The organism is Marinobacterium sp. xm-g-48 (genome assembly GCF_013282925.1).
Lineage (GTDB): Bacteria > Pseudomonadota > Gammaproteobacteria > Pseudomonadales > Balneatricaceae > Marinobacterium_E.
On record NZ_WBYQ01000003.1, the window covers coordinates 197,250 to 211,883 of the forward strand.

Consider the following 14,634-nt stretch of genomic DNA (forward strand, 5'->3'; position numbering starts at 1 on the left):
CTTAATCCTTCACATCTTTATTCATTATTGTGTAGAACACCCAACTCACCAGTAGAGTGATCGCGAAGTATATGAGTGACATAGCCGCTGCTGGTCCTAAGTCAAACTGACCAAGCGCTACTTTAACCAGGTCGATAGACAACAGAGTTGTGGAATTACCAGGGCCACCACCGGTCAATACAAAGGGTTCTGTATAGATCATGAAGCTATCCATAAACCGTAACAGTATCGCAATCATCAAAACCTGCTTCATCTTGGGCAATTGAATGTATCTGAACACAGACCATTTGGAGGCCCCATCAATCTCAGCTGCTTGATAGTAAGCATCGGGAATTGAGACAAGACCTGCATAAGAGAGCAGTACAACCAACGAAGTCCAATGCCAAACATCCATAACTATTAGCGTGACCCAAGCAGCCAATGGGCTCTGTGTCATGTTGTAATCAATACCAAGCCAGTTTAATCCGTAGCCCATTAGACCAATATCTGGAAGAGTAAATATGTTCCACATTGCGCCAACAACATTCCATGGAATAAGAAGTGGCAGCGACATTAAGATCAAGCAAATAGGAACCCATATTCCCTTTCTAGGCATCGCCAAGGCTATTGCAACACCGAGAGGAATTTCCACCGCGAGAATAATACCTGTGAAGAGGAACTGCCTCCCCAAGGCATCATGGAAGCGTTCTGAATGCAGAACCTGTTCAAACCAATCTACGCCCTGCCAAAAAAAGACATTATTACCAAACGTCTCTTGAACGGAGTAATTCACTACTGTCATCAGTGGTATTAGTGCGTTAAAAGCCACCAATAAAATAACAGGTAAAACGAGGAGCCAAGCTCTAGGGTTTTCGGTTTTCATTGTTATAAAACCTCGTACTCATAGGTTAGATCTACCAACCACCCATCTTTATAAAGACGAGTTTGCGGCTTATCGAAAGTAAGGTAAGTGCTCCCTTCAGGAACAGGCTGATCCTCATTTAACACTGCGAAGACCTTTTGTGAGCCTACTAACGTTTGTAAGACCTTATGACGCCCAACATCCATAACATTGACTACCGTTGCTGGTATGCCTTGCTCGGCGATTCGCACAAACTCGGGACGCACACCTATCTCTAAAGATTTACCTTCAGCTTCAACAATAGGACTGCTTACTTCAAGGAAGTGGCCACCAAGGGATACTTGACCGTCAACTATTTCAACAGGCAATACATTCATACCTGGCGAACCAATAAAATGACCAACAAAGGTATGTTCAGGTCTTTCAAAAAGCGCATCTGGAGTGCCAACCTGCAGTACCTGACCGAAGTTCATCACTACAACCTGATCCGCAAATGTGAGCGCCTCTGTCTGATCATGCGTCACATAGATCATTGTTGTTTTGACCTTCTGGTGCAGCTCTTTCAGCTTCGAGCGAAGCTTCCACTTCAAATGTGGATCAATAACGGTCAACGGTTCATCAAACATGATCACGTTAACATCCTCTCGCACCAGACCTCGACCTAGGGAGATTTTTTGCTTGTTATCTGGGGAAAGCCCTGCCGCTTTAGTTTGTAAAAGATCATCGATCTCCAACATGGATGAGATCTCTCTGACTTTTACATCAATCCTAGCTTCATCGACCCCACGATTTCTCAATGGAAAAGCCAGGTTATCGTAAACCGTCATCGTGTCGTAGATCACGGGAAACTGAAACACTTGAGCAATATTACGCTCCGATGGAGAGAGGCTCGTAACTTCATTATCATCAAAAAGCAACTTGCCGTGGCTTGGTTCTAAAAGACCCGAAATGATATTTAGCAAGGTCGTTTTACCACACCCAGAGGGGCCCAGCAGCGCGTAGGCACCGCCATCATCCCAATCAAAGTGAACCCGTTTCAAGGCAAAATCATCATCAGACGATGGATTGGGGTAGTAGGAGTGTCTTATATTATCGAGTTTTATTTTAGCCATTGTTACTACCTAACCGCTTGTCCGTGGGAATCAAAGTAGAAGCATTTACTGCTATCAAGATAAAAATGGTGGTGTTCTCCCACCTTAAATGGGTGCAGTCCATTCGCTTGCGAGACCCAAGTGCCACCCCCCATGGAAAAATGAGCGACGCTTTCTGAACCGGATAGCTCAGTTACCTGAATACGACCGTTTAACTCAATTGCACTATCTCCATGTCCAGTCGGCTTAACAAAATGAGGACGAACACCCAGTGTATAGTTTCCATCAGGCATATGTTGAGCGGGGCCCTCTGCTGGCCAACTCAAAGTTTCACTCAAATGAATGCAACCATCATACTTTTTAACACTGATTGTATTTAAAGGAGGATCGGAAAATACTTCTGCAGCAGTCAGATTGACTGGCGTACGATAAACATCAGAGGTGGCACCAAACTGCGCAATATGACCTTCATTAAGAGCGGCGGTATGACCACCTAACATCAAAGCTTCAGCAGGTTCAGAAGTTGCGTAAACAACAATTGAACCACGATCAGCAAAAATACTGGGCAACTCTGCACGCAACTCTTCGCGCAACTTATAATCTAAGTTCGCAAGTGGTTCATCAAGAAATACAGCTGTAGAGTCTTTAATAAGGGCTCTAGCCAACGCACAACGTTGCTGTTGGCCACCTGAAAGCTCATGTGGCTTTCGATCTAACATAGGTCCTAAACGAAGCAGATCAACGGTAGCTTCCAGTCGTTTATTAATCTCCGCATCAGACATTTTTGATAATTTAAGTGGCGAAATAATGTTATCTCTTACACTTAAATGGGGATAATTAATGAAGAACTGATGCACAAAACTGATGCTTCTCTTCTGAGGTGGTGTTTTCGTAACATCTACACCGCCGTACAAAACCGAACCAGCTGTTGGCGAATCCAGTCCTGCCATCAGTTTCATCAGGGTTGTTTTACCGGCATTTGTCGCACCAAGTAAAACATTAAACTCACCAGGTTCAAGAACGAGATTTGTCTCGTGTATATGCATTTCGGCGCCGACGCGCTTTGCAACATCTTTTAATTCTAAATTCATGGAAATATCTCTGGGAAAGAAATCGAGAGGGCCTACGGCCCCCCCGTTTTAACCGTTAGTTAGTCCAGCTTTTCACTAGCTCATCATAATTAACGGTTTGACCCTGAGGCTTCTCATTAGCAAGTTTAGCCTTAGGACCACCTTCACGACCCAACCAGTAAGATGGATCCTTCTCTTCGTTCAGACGAGGACCACAACCGCCGTAAACGTTTGCACCTTTGTCTGCACGCTCCATGCGAGCCATGGTGATGTCCATCTCTTGAGCTAGACGATCCATAGCTTCTTGAGGTGTGAATGCGCCTGAGTTCACGTCACCAATCTGCTGCCACCAAATTTGAGCAAGCTTAGGATAGTCAGGAACGTTGACACCGGTTGGAGACCACATATTACGATCTGGCGAACGATAGAACTCAACTAGACCACCCAGTTTTGGAGCTCGCTCTGTGAATGATTCGTGATTAATAGAAGAGTCACGAATGAAGGTAAGACCTACGTGAGACTTTTTCACATCAACTGTTTTTGAAGTCACAAACTGAGCGTACAACCAAGCCGCTTTAGCACGATCTTCAGGTGTCGATTTTAGGATGGTCCAAGAACCAACATCTTGGTAACCGACCTTCTGACCTTCTTGCCAGTATGGGCCATGGGGGCTTGGAGCCATACGCCACAATGGTGTTCCTTCAGCATCAACCGTATTATTGCCCTCGGCTTGAGATTTAACCATGTCAGCCGTAAACGCGCTGTACCAGAAAATCTGTTGAGCAACATTACCTTGGCTCAGTGCAGGAAGTGATTGGTAGAAGTCATAAGATGCGGCACCTGGAGGAGCATATTTACGTAGCCATTCATCCCACTTACGAATAGCGTAAACTGCAGCTGGACCGTTTGCGGCACCACCACGAGAAACACTAGCACCAGCTGGATTACAACTACCCTCTTCCATACGGATACCCCATTCATCAATAGGACGCCCGTTTGGTTGACCAGCAGAACCTGCACCTGCCATAGATAACCAGGCATCCGTCATACGCCAACCAAGGTCGGGGGCACGTTTACCGTAATCCATATGGCCGTAGATTGGAGTTCCATCGATCTCTTTGACGTGAACGGAGAAGAACTCAGCAATGTCCTCATAAGCGGACCAGTTAACAGGCACACCTAGATCATAGCCATAGATATCTTTGAACTGTTTTTGGAGATCTTCGCGGTCAAACCAGTCTTTACGGAACCAGTAAAGGTTAACAAACTGCTGACTTGGCAGTTGGTATACTTCGCCATCTGCACCAGTCGTAAACTCAAGACCCATGAAATCGTCTAGATCAAGATTAGGGTTAGTGATGTCTTTGGCGGGACCGTTCATGAAATCAGTCAAGCTATGAGCTAACTGAAGACGAGAGTGAGTACCAATTAAATCTGAGTCGTTCACATAGGCATCGTAAAGATTGCGCTTAGTCTGCATTTGAGTCTGAACGGCCTGAACAACCTCCCCTTCACCCAGTAATTGGTGATTTACCTTAATACCCGTAATCTCTTCAAAGGCTTTTGCGAGAACCGTAGACTCGTAGGTATGTGTAGGGATAGTTTCTGAGAGCACATTGATTTCCATTCCAGCGAATGGTTTCGCAGCATTAATGAACCACTGCATCTCTTCGATTTGTTGCTCTTTAGTGAGTGCGGAGGGTTGAAACTCACTATCAACCCACTTCTTAGCAGCGTTGATGTCTGCATAAGCAGCGCTTGTGATTGTTGCCGAAGCAAACGCGACAGCCAAGGCTAGCTTTTTCTTCATGGTCTTTCTCCATCTTCATTATTTTTATCAACGAAGTGATCTAGAAATCATTCGTTAGAGTCGATACTCGCAAACGAAAGCAAACGAAGTCAAGAGAAAATTTTTATTGACTTAAATTTTCTTTTTGTTAGCTTTCACCTAATACGAATATAAACGAACGAAGAAAAACAACACAAATGAACGAAATACAACATAATGATGTAAAAGACCTGGTTATTATAGGTGGTGGCATAAACGGTTGTGGCATAGCACGTGATGCAGCTGGTAGAGGATTAACTGTCTCTCTTTTCGAGATGGGTGATCTTGCTCAAGCAACCTCCTCAGGCTCAACTAAGTTGTTTCATGGCGGATTACGCTACCTTGAATATTATGAGTTCAGACTGGTTCGCGAGGCACTTATCGAAAGAGAGCGTTTACTAAAAGCCATGCCGCACATAAGCTGGCCACTTCGCTTCGTTTTACCGCACCACAAAGGGCTTCGTCCAAGTTGGCTATTAAGAGTAGGACTGTTTATCTATGATCATCTAGGGGGCAGAAAAATTTTACCTGCCACTAAAACTCTTAATTTTGCAGAAGACAAAACAGGTATCCCTCTTAAAAAGTCACTTAAGAAAGGGTTTGAGTATTCCGATTGCTGGGTTGATGACGCTCGTCTAGTAGTCCTCAATGCAAGAGACGCAGAGGATCGTGGCGCCAAAATTCACACTAGGACACGTGTTGAGTCCGCAGAAAGAGTGGATGGTTTATGGCGGGTAACCGTCAGAGATTTAATCACCAATGAAGAAATGAAAGTTCAGGCGAAAACGGTTATCAACTGCGCTGGTCCTTGGGTAGCAGATGTCCTTAATAACAGTCTTCACCTGAACTCAAAACATGGCGTCAGGCTAGTTCGCGGAAGTCATATCGTTGTGAAGAAACTTTATGATCACGATCGCGCCTATATATTCCAACAGAGTGATAACCGGATCATTTTTGCTATCCCCTATGAAGATGACTTCACTTTAATTGGCACAACTGATGTGGATCACGAAGGTCCAGCCGAAAAAGCTTACTGTACTCCAGAAGAACAAGAATATCTTTTGAAAGCTGCCTCTGAGTACTTTGAGAAACCACTGAAAGATTCTGATGTTGTCTGGACTTATTCTGGCGTTCGCCCCCTTTACGATGACAATGCCTCCTCAGCCACTGAGGCAACTAGGGACTATGTTCTAAAGGTAGATTCTGTCAACGGTCGAGCAGCAGCGCTCAATGTGTTTGGTGGAAAGATTACCACTTATCGAAAACTGGCCGAGTCCGCTTTGAGAGAGATTGAAAAATTTCACCCCGAAATGGGTAGAGCATGGACAGCGGGTATCCCTCTTCCTGGTGGAGACTATGAACTAACAGATAGTGACAATCTGCTTAGTAAGATTCAGATGAAATACCCATTCCTAGACAACCGTTGGGCAAAACGAATGCTAAGAACCTATGGAACAGACACTTTCAATATACTTGGTAAGACAACAAATATTGAAGAGCTGGGGCAGCATTTTGGCTATAACCTTTATGAATTAGAGGTTAACTGGTTACAGGATAATGAATGGGCAAAAACTGTTGAAGATATCCTTTGGCGAAGAACGAAGCTTGGCTTAAGAATCGATACAGAGAACAAAGCCAAACTTAATGCTTACCTTGCAGCAGATGGAGTGTAAAAAAGCCCAATAGCTATAAGTCTGATATATGACTATGATAATAAAAAAGTTAATTACGGAATGTTAGATGCGCCAACATCGCAGGTTTGAATTCATACTCGATAAGATCGCTGAAAGTGGTTTTGTGACTATAGATGAACTCACTTCATCACTTGAAGTGACGCCCCAAACTATAAGACGTGATGTCACTCAATTGGAAACGGAGGGGTGCGTAAAACGTTATCATGGTGGTGTTGGTGCGGTTGAAAACAGCACAACAAACAGCTCTTATAAAACTCGTAAAAGTGTTAATTCGGACGCTAAACAAACTATTGCAAAACTCGTTGCTGATTATATCCCCGATGGCGCATCCCTATTTATCAATATCGGCACCACAACAGAGGCAGTCGCCGAAGCCCTGTTGAGCAAACAAAATCTGACCGTAGTGACCAACAACTTGAATGTCGCTGTTACCTTATCCTCTAAGAGTGACTTCACAGTCATTGTTGCAGGTGGCGAAGTTCGAAACAGTGATGGTGGCATTGTCGGCTCTCCAGCGACAGACCTCATAAACACCTTTCAGATGGAGTACGCAATCATAGGCATCAGCGGTATTCAACCAGATGGCACCCTGCTTGATTACGACCTCAGGGAGGTCAGAGTGTCACAAGCCATTATAGCAAATGCCTCAGAGGTACTCCTTTGTAGCGATAACTCCAAATTTGGCAGAACACCCATGGTGAAACTAGGGCACATTAAGGACATATCAAGACTGTTTACGAATGACTGCCCCGATGATCAGTTCGCCAATCTTTTAATTCAAAATGATGTAGTCATTCACTGTCCAGGAAACAATCCAGTCTCTAATCGCCAACTATCAGAGTAAAAGCCACAAAAGCCAAGCTGTAAGCCAAAACACCATACCCCACAAACAGACCGGCCGGCAGCGACCAGCTACCGCTCTCCCTGCGCAACGTTGCTAGAGTTGAGACACACTGCGCAGCAATGGCGAAGAAGACAAACAGAGCGACTCCAGAAGCCAAAGAGATGCCAGAATCCTGAATCTGTTGAGCCAAGGATGTAAACTCCTCCTCGGCACCTTCAATACCATAGAGTGTACCCAGTGTGCCGACAAAGACCTCACGCGCTAGGAACGACGCGATAATGGCAACACCGTACTTCCAATCCAGGCCGATGGGTTCAAAGATAGGCGCTATGAATTTACCAATAGCCCCCAACCAGGATTCACCCAAATTTGCCCCCTGATTAGGGAAGTAGCCTAACACCCAGACCACCACACTGACCCAGAAGATCACGGGGCCTGCACGTTTCACAAAATCACCACTGCGTGACCACGCCAACTGGCCTAAAGTTTTTGCACCGGGTAGACGATAGGGAGGCATCTCGAGTACAAAAGGGAGATCACTCCCCTTACCTACCTTTACTCTAGAGAGTAACGACACGACCAAAAGGGCCATAACGATTCCGAATAGATAGATCGCCAACATGGCCAGACCTTGCAACCCTACTGCACCACCTAGAAGTGACTCATTGGGAATAAACGCGACAATAAGAAGCCCATAGACAGGTAGTCGAGCCGAACAAGGCATAAGCGGAATGGCAAAGTAGGTTAACCAGCGACGTCTTGGTGACTCTATGGTTCGTGCTGCATAGATGCCTGGGATAGCACAGGCGACACCCGATAACATTGGGACAAAACTTTTACCAGTTAGACCAAAAGCGCGAAGCGGTCTGTGACAGATGACAGCGGCCCTAGCAAGGTACCCTGAATCTTCCATAAAACCGACGATCAACGTCAGAATAAAAATCTGAGGTACAAACACCAAAAAAGCACCCAGCCCGCCAAATAGAGCATCTTTAACAAAGTCATGCAGCATACCGCTTGGTATCAGAGGCAACACAGAGTCTGCCGTGAGTCCAATCAGTGACTCTACGCCATCCATCAAAGGAGCGGCCCAACTGAATATCGCTTGGAAGAGTAAAAACATGATCAACAGAAAACTCAGACCACCCGTCAGGGTACTGAGGAAGAATTGATCCGCTCGGTTATGAACCAGAAGCAGGTAGTCCCCTTTGGGACCAAACTCATTCGCCAACGATTCCGCTAGATTTCGGAACACAGATGCGTCAAACGCAATCAGATCCTCTTTTAGCTCGCTCTTTGGAACCTCTATCCCCTGCCCTGAGCGTGTAATGATTTGATCGACGCCTACACCGCTCTTTGCAGAGATCGGAATGACCGGCATATCCAAGCGTTGCGACAGCCCTTCAGCATCAACGCTCTGATTATGACGCTCAAGAACATCATGCATATTGGTCACAATCATCACGGGGTGACCAGCACGTCGACAGGCCTCCCTAACCTGCAACGCAAATACCAGACCTTTTTCCATGCGGGTCGCATCGACAACACAGACAACGGCTTCTATGTGACCGACAGGAACGTCCAACAATTTATAGAAGGCATCTACAGCAACTTGCTCTTCGCCCGAAAGAGGGGTTAAAGAGTAAGCGCCAGGAAAATCGACTACTAATAAGTCTGATCGACCGACCGCTGGCCCTGTTGAGGTATCGACTGTAATTCCAGGAAAGTTTGCCACACGCTGATTCATACCGGTAAGACGATTGAACAGCATCGATTTTCCCGAGTTGGGGCTTCCGACCAGTAGTAGTTGTTTCATTATTCAGACGTGACCGGATGTGCAATCACACACTCTGCGATTGTCTTTTCAAGTGAGTAGACTGCGTTACCCACTTTATACAATTTAGGAGCGCCCAAACGAGGTGCTTGAGTACATAAAACGCGAGCGCCTTGATGGAACCCCAGCTCCTCCAAACGCGCTTTCACAGCAGCATCCAAAGCGGGGGTAAACCCTTCAATAACACTTTGAATACCCCGTTTCATCTGCCAGAGATTGGCACATTGAATTTGAGACACAATGAATATCCTTAAACCTATCTAACAATTCTAAATGAGAATCATAATCATTTAAACCAAAATTTAAGGATTTATTGATCATGCAAAAGAAGATTATTCAGGCTCAATCACGTAATCGATGAACTCATCTTCTGTGATTTCGTTATCTTTGACTTCGTAGTAGCTCAAGACAGAAGCGTTAGCTTCGATGACACTGCGCTGATCACCGCTGACCAACGGATGCCATTGTGGAAGCTCATGCCCCTCATAGATCAAGCGGTAGGCACAGCTTTGCGGTAGCCAGTGAAACTCTTCGACATCTTTTGGGTGCAATTTGACACAACTGGGCTGGCGAGTAGATCGGTTAGTGTAATCCGTGCACTGGCAATTATCGGTATTCAGAAGGTGGCAAACGACGGTGGTGTAGTAGACCTCTTCTGTATCCTCATCCTCTAGTTTGTGCAGACAACAGAGGGCACAGCCGTCACAGAGAGACTCCCACTCGTCGTGGGTCATCTGTTCCAGTGATTTACTGCGCCAAAACACCTCTGACATTAGCGAACGCCTGTCTCTGGACGATCCATGTGGATATCGAGCATGTAGTCCTCTTTAGGAGGCGGCATCTGCAGGTAAAAACCTTGGTCACGAATGCTCTCAAGCACTTTTGCGGTATCAGCACGCGCCAATTTACGTTCGGCGGTTAGTGGCATATCCATAGAGTGAACGGGAGTACCAAAGATCTCGATAAGGGTCTCTGGAACACGCTCTAGACCTTCACGCTTATCAACGTAAAGGTACATCTCATCTTTTTTTGAGCTTTTATAAATAGAACAAATTAACATCAGTTTGACTCGTTTAATTCTGCTAGCTGATCAAGCAGAGCCTGACCAATCAAAGGTTTACGCCATCCACATAGGCTATCTGGCAATTCATAATGACCCGTCTCAACACCTGTGCGAATCAACGCTTCAATATCTCGTTTTCTCAGCATCAGCTCCGGCGCCACATTGTGTTGCTCCGCCGCTTTGGCACCAACTGCACGCAAGGCTTTAAGGTGAGCATGAAACTTGAACTTCAGCGGCTGCTCAATCGGCTCTGGCGGGTTATCTTGGGCTGACTTATCGGCATTTTTCAGGCAGCGAATAATATCGTTACCAAAATCCCAGACGTTGCCTGAACGCAACCCTTCAATTTTTCTCAAATCGTCGCGCTTATTGGGCCACTGCTGAATCACATCGATAATCTGATGGTTAGACAAGATGCGATTGCGGGCTTTATCCCTCAAACGGCTGGTGCGTTCACGCCAAATGGTCAGGTCTCGCAGAGCCGCTAACTTACGCGTCGGAATATTCCAGAGCTGTGAGAAACGTCGATAGTAGTCATCAATATTCGCTTCGTTAGCAATGACACTGGCAACTAGCTCTTCGCACTCCTCTTTGACCCACTCGGTGCGCCCCAACTTCTCAAGCTCTTTAAACTGCATCTGAACGATTTCGGCTAGGTAGCAGACATCCAGTGCCGCATAGAGTGTCTGATTATCAGTTAGCGGGCGTTGTAGCCAGTCGGACTTGGTTTCACCCTTATCCAGATCGATATCCAGCGCATGTTTAACAAGACGCTGAAGTCCCATACTGAAACCCCAACCACAAAAAGCGGCCGCGACTTGGGTATCAAACATCGGTGAGGGTGCCGCTTTATAGCGATGTTTAAACAACTCAACATCTTCTCCACAAGCGTGCAGAACCTTTAAGACCTGAGGCGCTTCTAGCAGCTCTCTGAATGGGCGCCAGCGTTTTATAGGCAGTGGATCAATCAGATAAACACTGTGCTGATCAGCGACTTGAATCAGGCCTGGCTTTGCGTAGAAGGTGGAGGTACGAATGAACTCAGTATCCAAGGTAATCAACGGCACCTCTAACCACTGCTGACAGTAGTGAGCCAACTGCTCTTCGGTATCGATCCAGATTGGGTTTTTGGCCGCTTGTCTCAGCTTGGCAAAGTCGTAACCGCTAAAATCTATCAACTTATCGCTCCATCTGGCGGCGACCGGCCAGCGCATGCGCCAGAGTACCGCCATCTACGTACTCAAGCTCGCCACCTACAGGCACCCCGTGAGCAATACGACTGATACTGACATCAACATCGCGAAGCTGTTCGGCAATGTAGTGAGCGGTCGCTTCACCCTCTACCGTTGGATTGGTGGCCAACACCAGTTCGTTAATCTCGCCCTGGTAGACTCGATCCAAAAGCTGATCGATTTTCAAATCTTCCGGCCCTACTCCATCGATCGGCGACAGGTGCCCGCCCAATACAAAATAGAGGCCTGCGTAGCCCCCCGTCTGCTCGATCGCCATCAGATCAATCGGTGATTCCAAAACACACAAGGTTTTACGATCACGCGCTGCATTACTGCAGATATCGCAGACGGCCTGCTCAGAGAGCGAGTGGCATTGTTCACACTCACCAATATTCTGAGCAGCATCAGCCAGCGCACCACTGATCTGGATGGCAGCATCGCGATCACGCTCTAACAGGTGCAACGCCATACGCTGAGCCGTCTTAGGGCCCACTCCCGGTAGGCGACGCAGTGCGCTGATTAGCGATTCTAGCTTAGGGGTTAACGACATAATTAAAACGGCATCTTAAAGCCAGGTGGCATACCCATACCTTGGGTGATTTTCGACATCTGCTCTTGGCTGGTGGTTTCAACCTTACGCACCGCATCATTAACCGCTGCAGCGATAAGATCTTCTAGAATCTCTTTATCCTCTTCCATCAAAGAGTCATCGATGCTGACACGTTTTACGTCGTGACGACCGTTCATAACGATGCTGACAAGACCTGCACCCGCTTCACCCGTCACTTCAGCGCGAGCGATCTCCTCTTGCGCTTTCTGCATGTCCTCTTGCATCTTTTGGGCCTGCTTCATTAGGTTGCCCATTCCACCTTTCATCATAACTATGACCTCACTCTATCTCTAAAGGCTCAACGGAGAGTTCATCTAACTGTCCATCGAACATCTCAATTAATCGTTCCACATTGGGATCTTGTTTCAAATGCCTTACCGCCGCTATGCGTCGCTCTTCAGCACGGCGAATACGGTAGTTCACCGGCGTTTCACGAGTCTGTTCAGCCAGCTGAAAATCAACCGACATCGGCTCTTGGAAAAAGGCGGTAATCGCATCAGCAATACGTTGTTTGTGCTGATCATTGAAGAGCGCTTCCTGCTCAGCCGTATAGTGCAACACCATACGGTTCCCCTGAAGTGTCTCAAGGGACATCGCCTTAGCCAAGCTCTCGGTCATACCGGTTAGATCCAGTTGGGCAATCAAATGCACCCAATCTTCAAGCGCAAAATTGGAGAGCGTAATTGATTTTTCTAGCGTTTTTTTAGCCTGTTCTTTCTGCTCAACCGGCTCAACTGCCTCTACTGGCTTAACCTCTTCAACTACTGGTTGCTCATCCGGCTTATCGTAAGTGGCTAGTGGCGTCTCTTCGCCAAACAGATCAATCGCACTGTCGTTAGATTCAACAGGGTCAATAGCCGGCTCATCCATGAGTTTATCCATGGGCTCAGCTGGCTTAAATGGTTCAGATGGCTCAACCCTAGCGGACTCCAACGGAGCCGATACGGCCTCCATCGAGTCCGCTTCAAACTTTTTTGCCGTTGGCTCCTGATCTGCATAGGCCTCAGCGGGAATATCCTCCCATGGCGGGGGATCATTCACTGGAGCAGACTCTGGCTGCGCTAGCGTCGCTTGAGTCTCTAGCGGCTTTTCAACAACTGGCGTTTCGATCGCTGGCTGTGGTTCCGGCTCACTGACAGCAGGCTCATTTTCAACAGGCCTAGAGATCTCAGACGGCTTAACGGGTGGCGCATCGATAGGACGCTGATCGACAGGACGGAAGGCCAACATACGTAACAAGCACATCTCTAATGCTTCACGAGGGTTCGGTGACATCGGCAGATCACGACGGCCTGTTAATGCGATTTGGTAGTAGAGCTGTATCTCTTCTGCACGCACCTTGCCAGCAAGCGCTTGAATCTGAGCCTGATCCCCTAAGCTATTATCGATCGCAGCAGGCACCACTTGAGCCAAGGCTACTCGATGCAGAATCGAGATCATCTCAGCTAATACACCAGCAAAATCGGGCGAAAACTCAGCCATGGCTGCTACTCGATCGATCGTTGCTTTACCGTCACCGGCCACAATCGCATCCAGTAGATCAAACACCAAGCGATGATCAATGGTACCCAACATAGCACGCACATCACCTTCACGCAGCGCACCAGAGCCAAACGCAATGGCCTGATCGGTCAACGACAGCGCATCACGCATAGACCCATCCGCAGAACGCGCAATCAGCCAGAGTGAAGCGTCATCAAAGGGGATGGACTCTTCGCCCAGTACAAACTGAAGGTGAGAGACGATCTTCTCTGGCGCCATGTTCTTCAGGTTGAACTGAAGACAACGACTCAAAATGGTCACTGGCAGTTTCTGTGGATCGGTTGTCGCCAGTAGGAATTTAACGTGCGGTGGTGGCTCTTCCAACGTCTTCAACAAGGCATTGAATGACGAGGTCGACAACATGTGTACCTCGTCTATTAGGTAGACTTTGTAGCGACCTTGAGTTGGTGCGTATTGCACGTTCTCTAACAGCTCACGGGTATCTTCCACTTTGGTACGTGAAGCCGCATCGACCTCGATAAGATCAACAAATCGACCTTCAGCAATTTCGATACAGGAGCTACAACGACCACATGGCTCCGAGCTGACGCCCTCTTGGCAGTTCAGCGCTTTAGCAAACAGACGTGCAATGGAGGTTTTACCCACACCTCGCGTGCCGGTAAACAGATAGGCGTGGTGCAACCGGTTCTCGTCGAGCGCATTCACAAGCGCTTTTAGAACGTGCTCCTGCCCTACCGTTTCAACGAAACGACGGGGACGCCATTTACGGGCTAAAACCTGATAACTCATCCTATCCTCAGTGGTCGGAAAATTTTAACCCGATACTAACATTTATCGTTGGTGAGGGAGAGTCAAACAGCGGGAATTTTTACCAGAAATGGAGATGGCCCCACCAGCCACATCCCGGCACATGAGTCGACCGCTGTGGCTGCTCCCTTCCGGGCCTGACCAGGTTCACGGTTTATCATTGCGGGAGGACCAATGGAGCCACCACAAAAACACCTCGAATGAGGAGCGCGAAGTA

At 47.2% G+C, this 14,634-nt stretch carries 14 protein-coding genes and 1 other RNA gene; 2 read left to right on the forward strand and 13 right to left on the reverse strand.

Annotation, left to right across the window (positions count from 1 at the left end; translation table 11 throughout):
* Position 1: 1 nt before the first annotated feature.
* Genes XMG48_RS06985 through XMG48_RS07000 form a run of 4 tightly spaced genes read right to left on the reverse strand, consistent with a single transcriptional unit; the run spans position 2 to position 4,812 of the window.
* The gene (locus XMG48_RS06985) at positions 2–862 is read right to left on the reverse strand and encodes a carbohydrate ABC transporter permease (protein ID WP_173481350.1); all 861 of its coding nucleotides are present in this window, start codon (positions 860–862) and stop codon (positions 2–4) included.
* A gap of 2 nt (positions 863–864) precedes the next feature.
* Positions 865–1,953: an ABC transporter ATP-binding protein gene (locus tag XMG48_RS06990; RefSeq protein ID WP_173481351.1), complete on the reverse strand. Its 1,089-nt coding sequence runs from the start codon at positions 1,951–1,953 to the stop codon at positions 865–867.
* A 5-nt stretch (positions 1,954–1,958) separates the two neighbouring features.
* Positions 1,959–3,023, reverse strand: coding sequence for an ABC transporter ATP-binding protein (locus XMG48_RS06995; RefSeq protein ID WP_173481352.1), 1,065 nt, complete (start codon positions 3,021–3,023; stop codon positions 1,959–1,961).
* A gap of 55 nt (positions 3,024–3,078) precedes the next feature.
* Positions 3,079–4,812, reverse strand: coding sequence for an ABC transporter substrate-binding protein (locus XMG48_RS07000; RefSeq protein ID WP_173481353.1), 1,734 nt, complete (start codon positions 4,810–4,812; stop codon positions 3,079–3,081).
* 176 nt (positions 4,813–4,988) lie between these two features.
* Here XMG48_RS07000 and glpD point away from each other — a divergent pair, with 176 nt between their 5' ends.
* The gene (glpD, locus tag XMG48_RS07005; protein WP_173481354.1) at positions 4,989–6,503 is read left to right on the forward strand and encodes a glycerol-3-phosphate dehydrogenase; all 1,515 of its coding nucleotides are present in this window, start codon (positions 4,989–4,991) and stop codon (positions 6,501–6,503) included.
* A 67-nt stretch (positions 6,504–6,570) separates the two neighbouring features.
* Entirely contained in the window at positions 6,571–7,368 is a 798-nt protein-coding gene (locus XMG48_RS07010; RefSeq protein WP_173481355.1) for a DeoR/GlpR family DNA-binding transcription regulator, read from the forward strand.
* Here the strand turns inward: XMG48_RS07010 and XMG48_RS07015 are convergent.
* The 9 genes from XMG48_RS07015 to ffs all read right to left on the reverse strand — a co-directional run bounded on the left by XMG48_RS07015 (position 7,346) and on the right by ffs (position 14,594).
* Positions 7,346–9,184: a ferrous iron transporter B gene (locus XMG48_RS07015; RefSeq protein ID WP_173481356.1), complete on the reverse strand. Its 1,839-nt coding sequence runs from the start codon at positions 9,182–9,184 to the stop codon at positions 7,346–7,348. The two genes, XMG48_RS07010 and XMG48_RS07015, sit on opposite strands and share 23 nt — an antisense overlap.
* Positions 9,184–9,441: a FeoA family protein gene (locus XMG48_RS07020; protein ID WP_217362075.1), complete on the reverse strand. Its 258-nt coding sequence runs from the start codon at positions 9,439–9,441 to the stop codon at positions 9,184–9,186. Before XMG48_RS07020 ends, XMG48_RS07015 begins: the two co-directional genes overlap by 1 nt.
* Before the next feature lie 93 nt (positions 9,442–9,534).
* Positions 9,535–9,975 carry a YcgN family cysteine cluster protein gene (locus XMG48_RS07025; protein WP_173481357.1) on the reverse strand — a complete coding sequence of 147 codons (441 nt, stop codon included), beginning with the start codon at positions 9,973–9,975 and terminating at the stop codon, positions 9,535–9,537.
* A complete protein-coding gene (locus XMG48_RS07030; RefSeq protein ID WP_173481358.1) occupies positions 9,975–10,262 on the reverse strand; it encodes a YcgL domain-containing protein in 288 nt (95 codons plus the stop codon). The genes XMG48_RS07025 and XMG48_RS07030 overlap by 1 nt, the downstream gene beginning before the upstream one ends.
* A complete protein-coding gene (gene rnd / locus XMG48_RS07035) occupies positions 10,262–11,497 on the reverse strand; it encodes a ribonuclease D (protein WP_254442830.1) in 1,236 nt (411 codons plus the stop codon). The genes XMG48_RS07030 and rnd overlap by 1 nt, the downstream gene beginning before the upstream one ends.
* Positions 11,445–12,047 (reverse strand): recombination mediator RecR, encoded by a 603-nt coding sequence (gene recR, locus XMG48_RS07040; protein ID WP_173481359.1) that lies wholly within the window; start codon positions 12,045–12,047, stop codon positions 11,445–11,447. Before recR ends, rnd begins: the two co-directional genes overlap by 53 nt.
* A 2-nt stretch (positions 12,048–12,049) precedes the next feature.
* Positions 12,050–12,376 carry a YbaB/EbfC family nucleoid-associated protein gene (locus XMG48_RS07045; RefSeq protein ID WP_173481360.1) on the reverse strand — a complete coding sequence of 109 codons (327 nt, stop codon included), beginning with the start codon at positions 12,374–12,376 and terminating at the stop codon, positions 12,050–12,052.
* 10 nt (positions 12,377–12,386) lie between these two features.
* The gene (gene dnaX / locus XMG48_RS07050) at positions 12,387–14,399 is read right to left on the reverse strand and encodes a DNA polymerase III subunit gamma/tau (RefSeq protein WP_173481361.1); all 2,013 of its coding nucleotides are present in this window, start codon (positions 14,397–14,399) and stop codon (positions 12,387–12,389) included.
* 98 nt (positions 14,400–14,497) lie between these two features.
* An RNA gene (gene ffs / locus XMG48_RS07055) (signal recognition particle sRNA small type) lies at positions 14,498–14,594 on the reverse strand.
* Positions 14,595–14,634 lie beyond the last annotated feature (40 nt).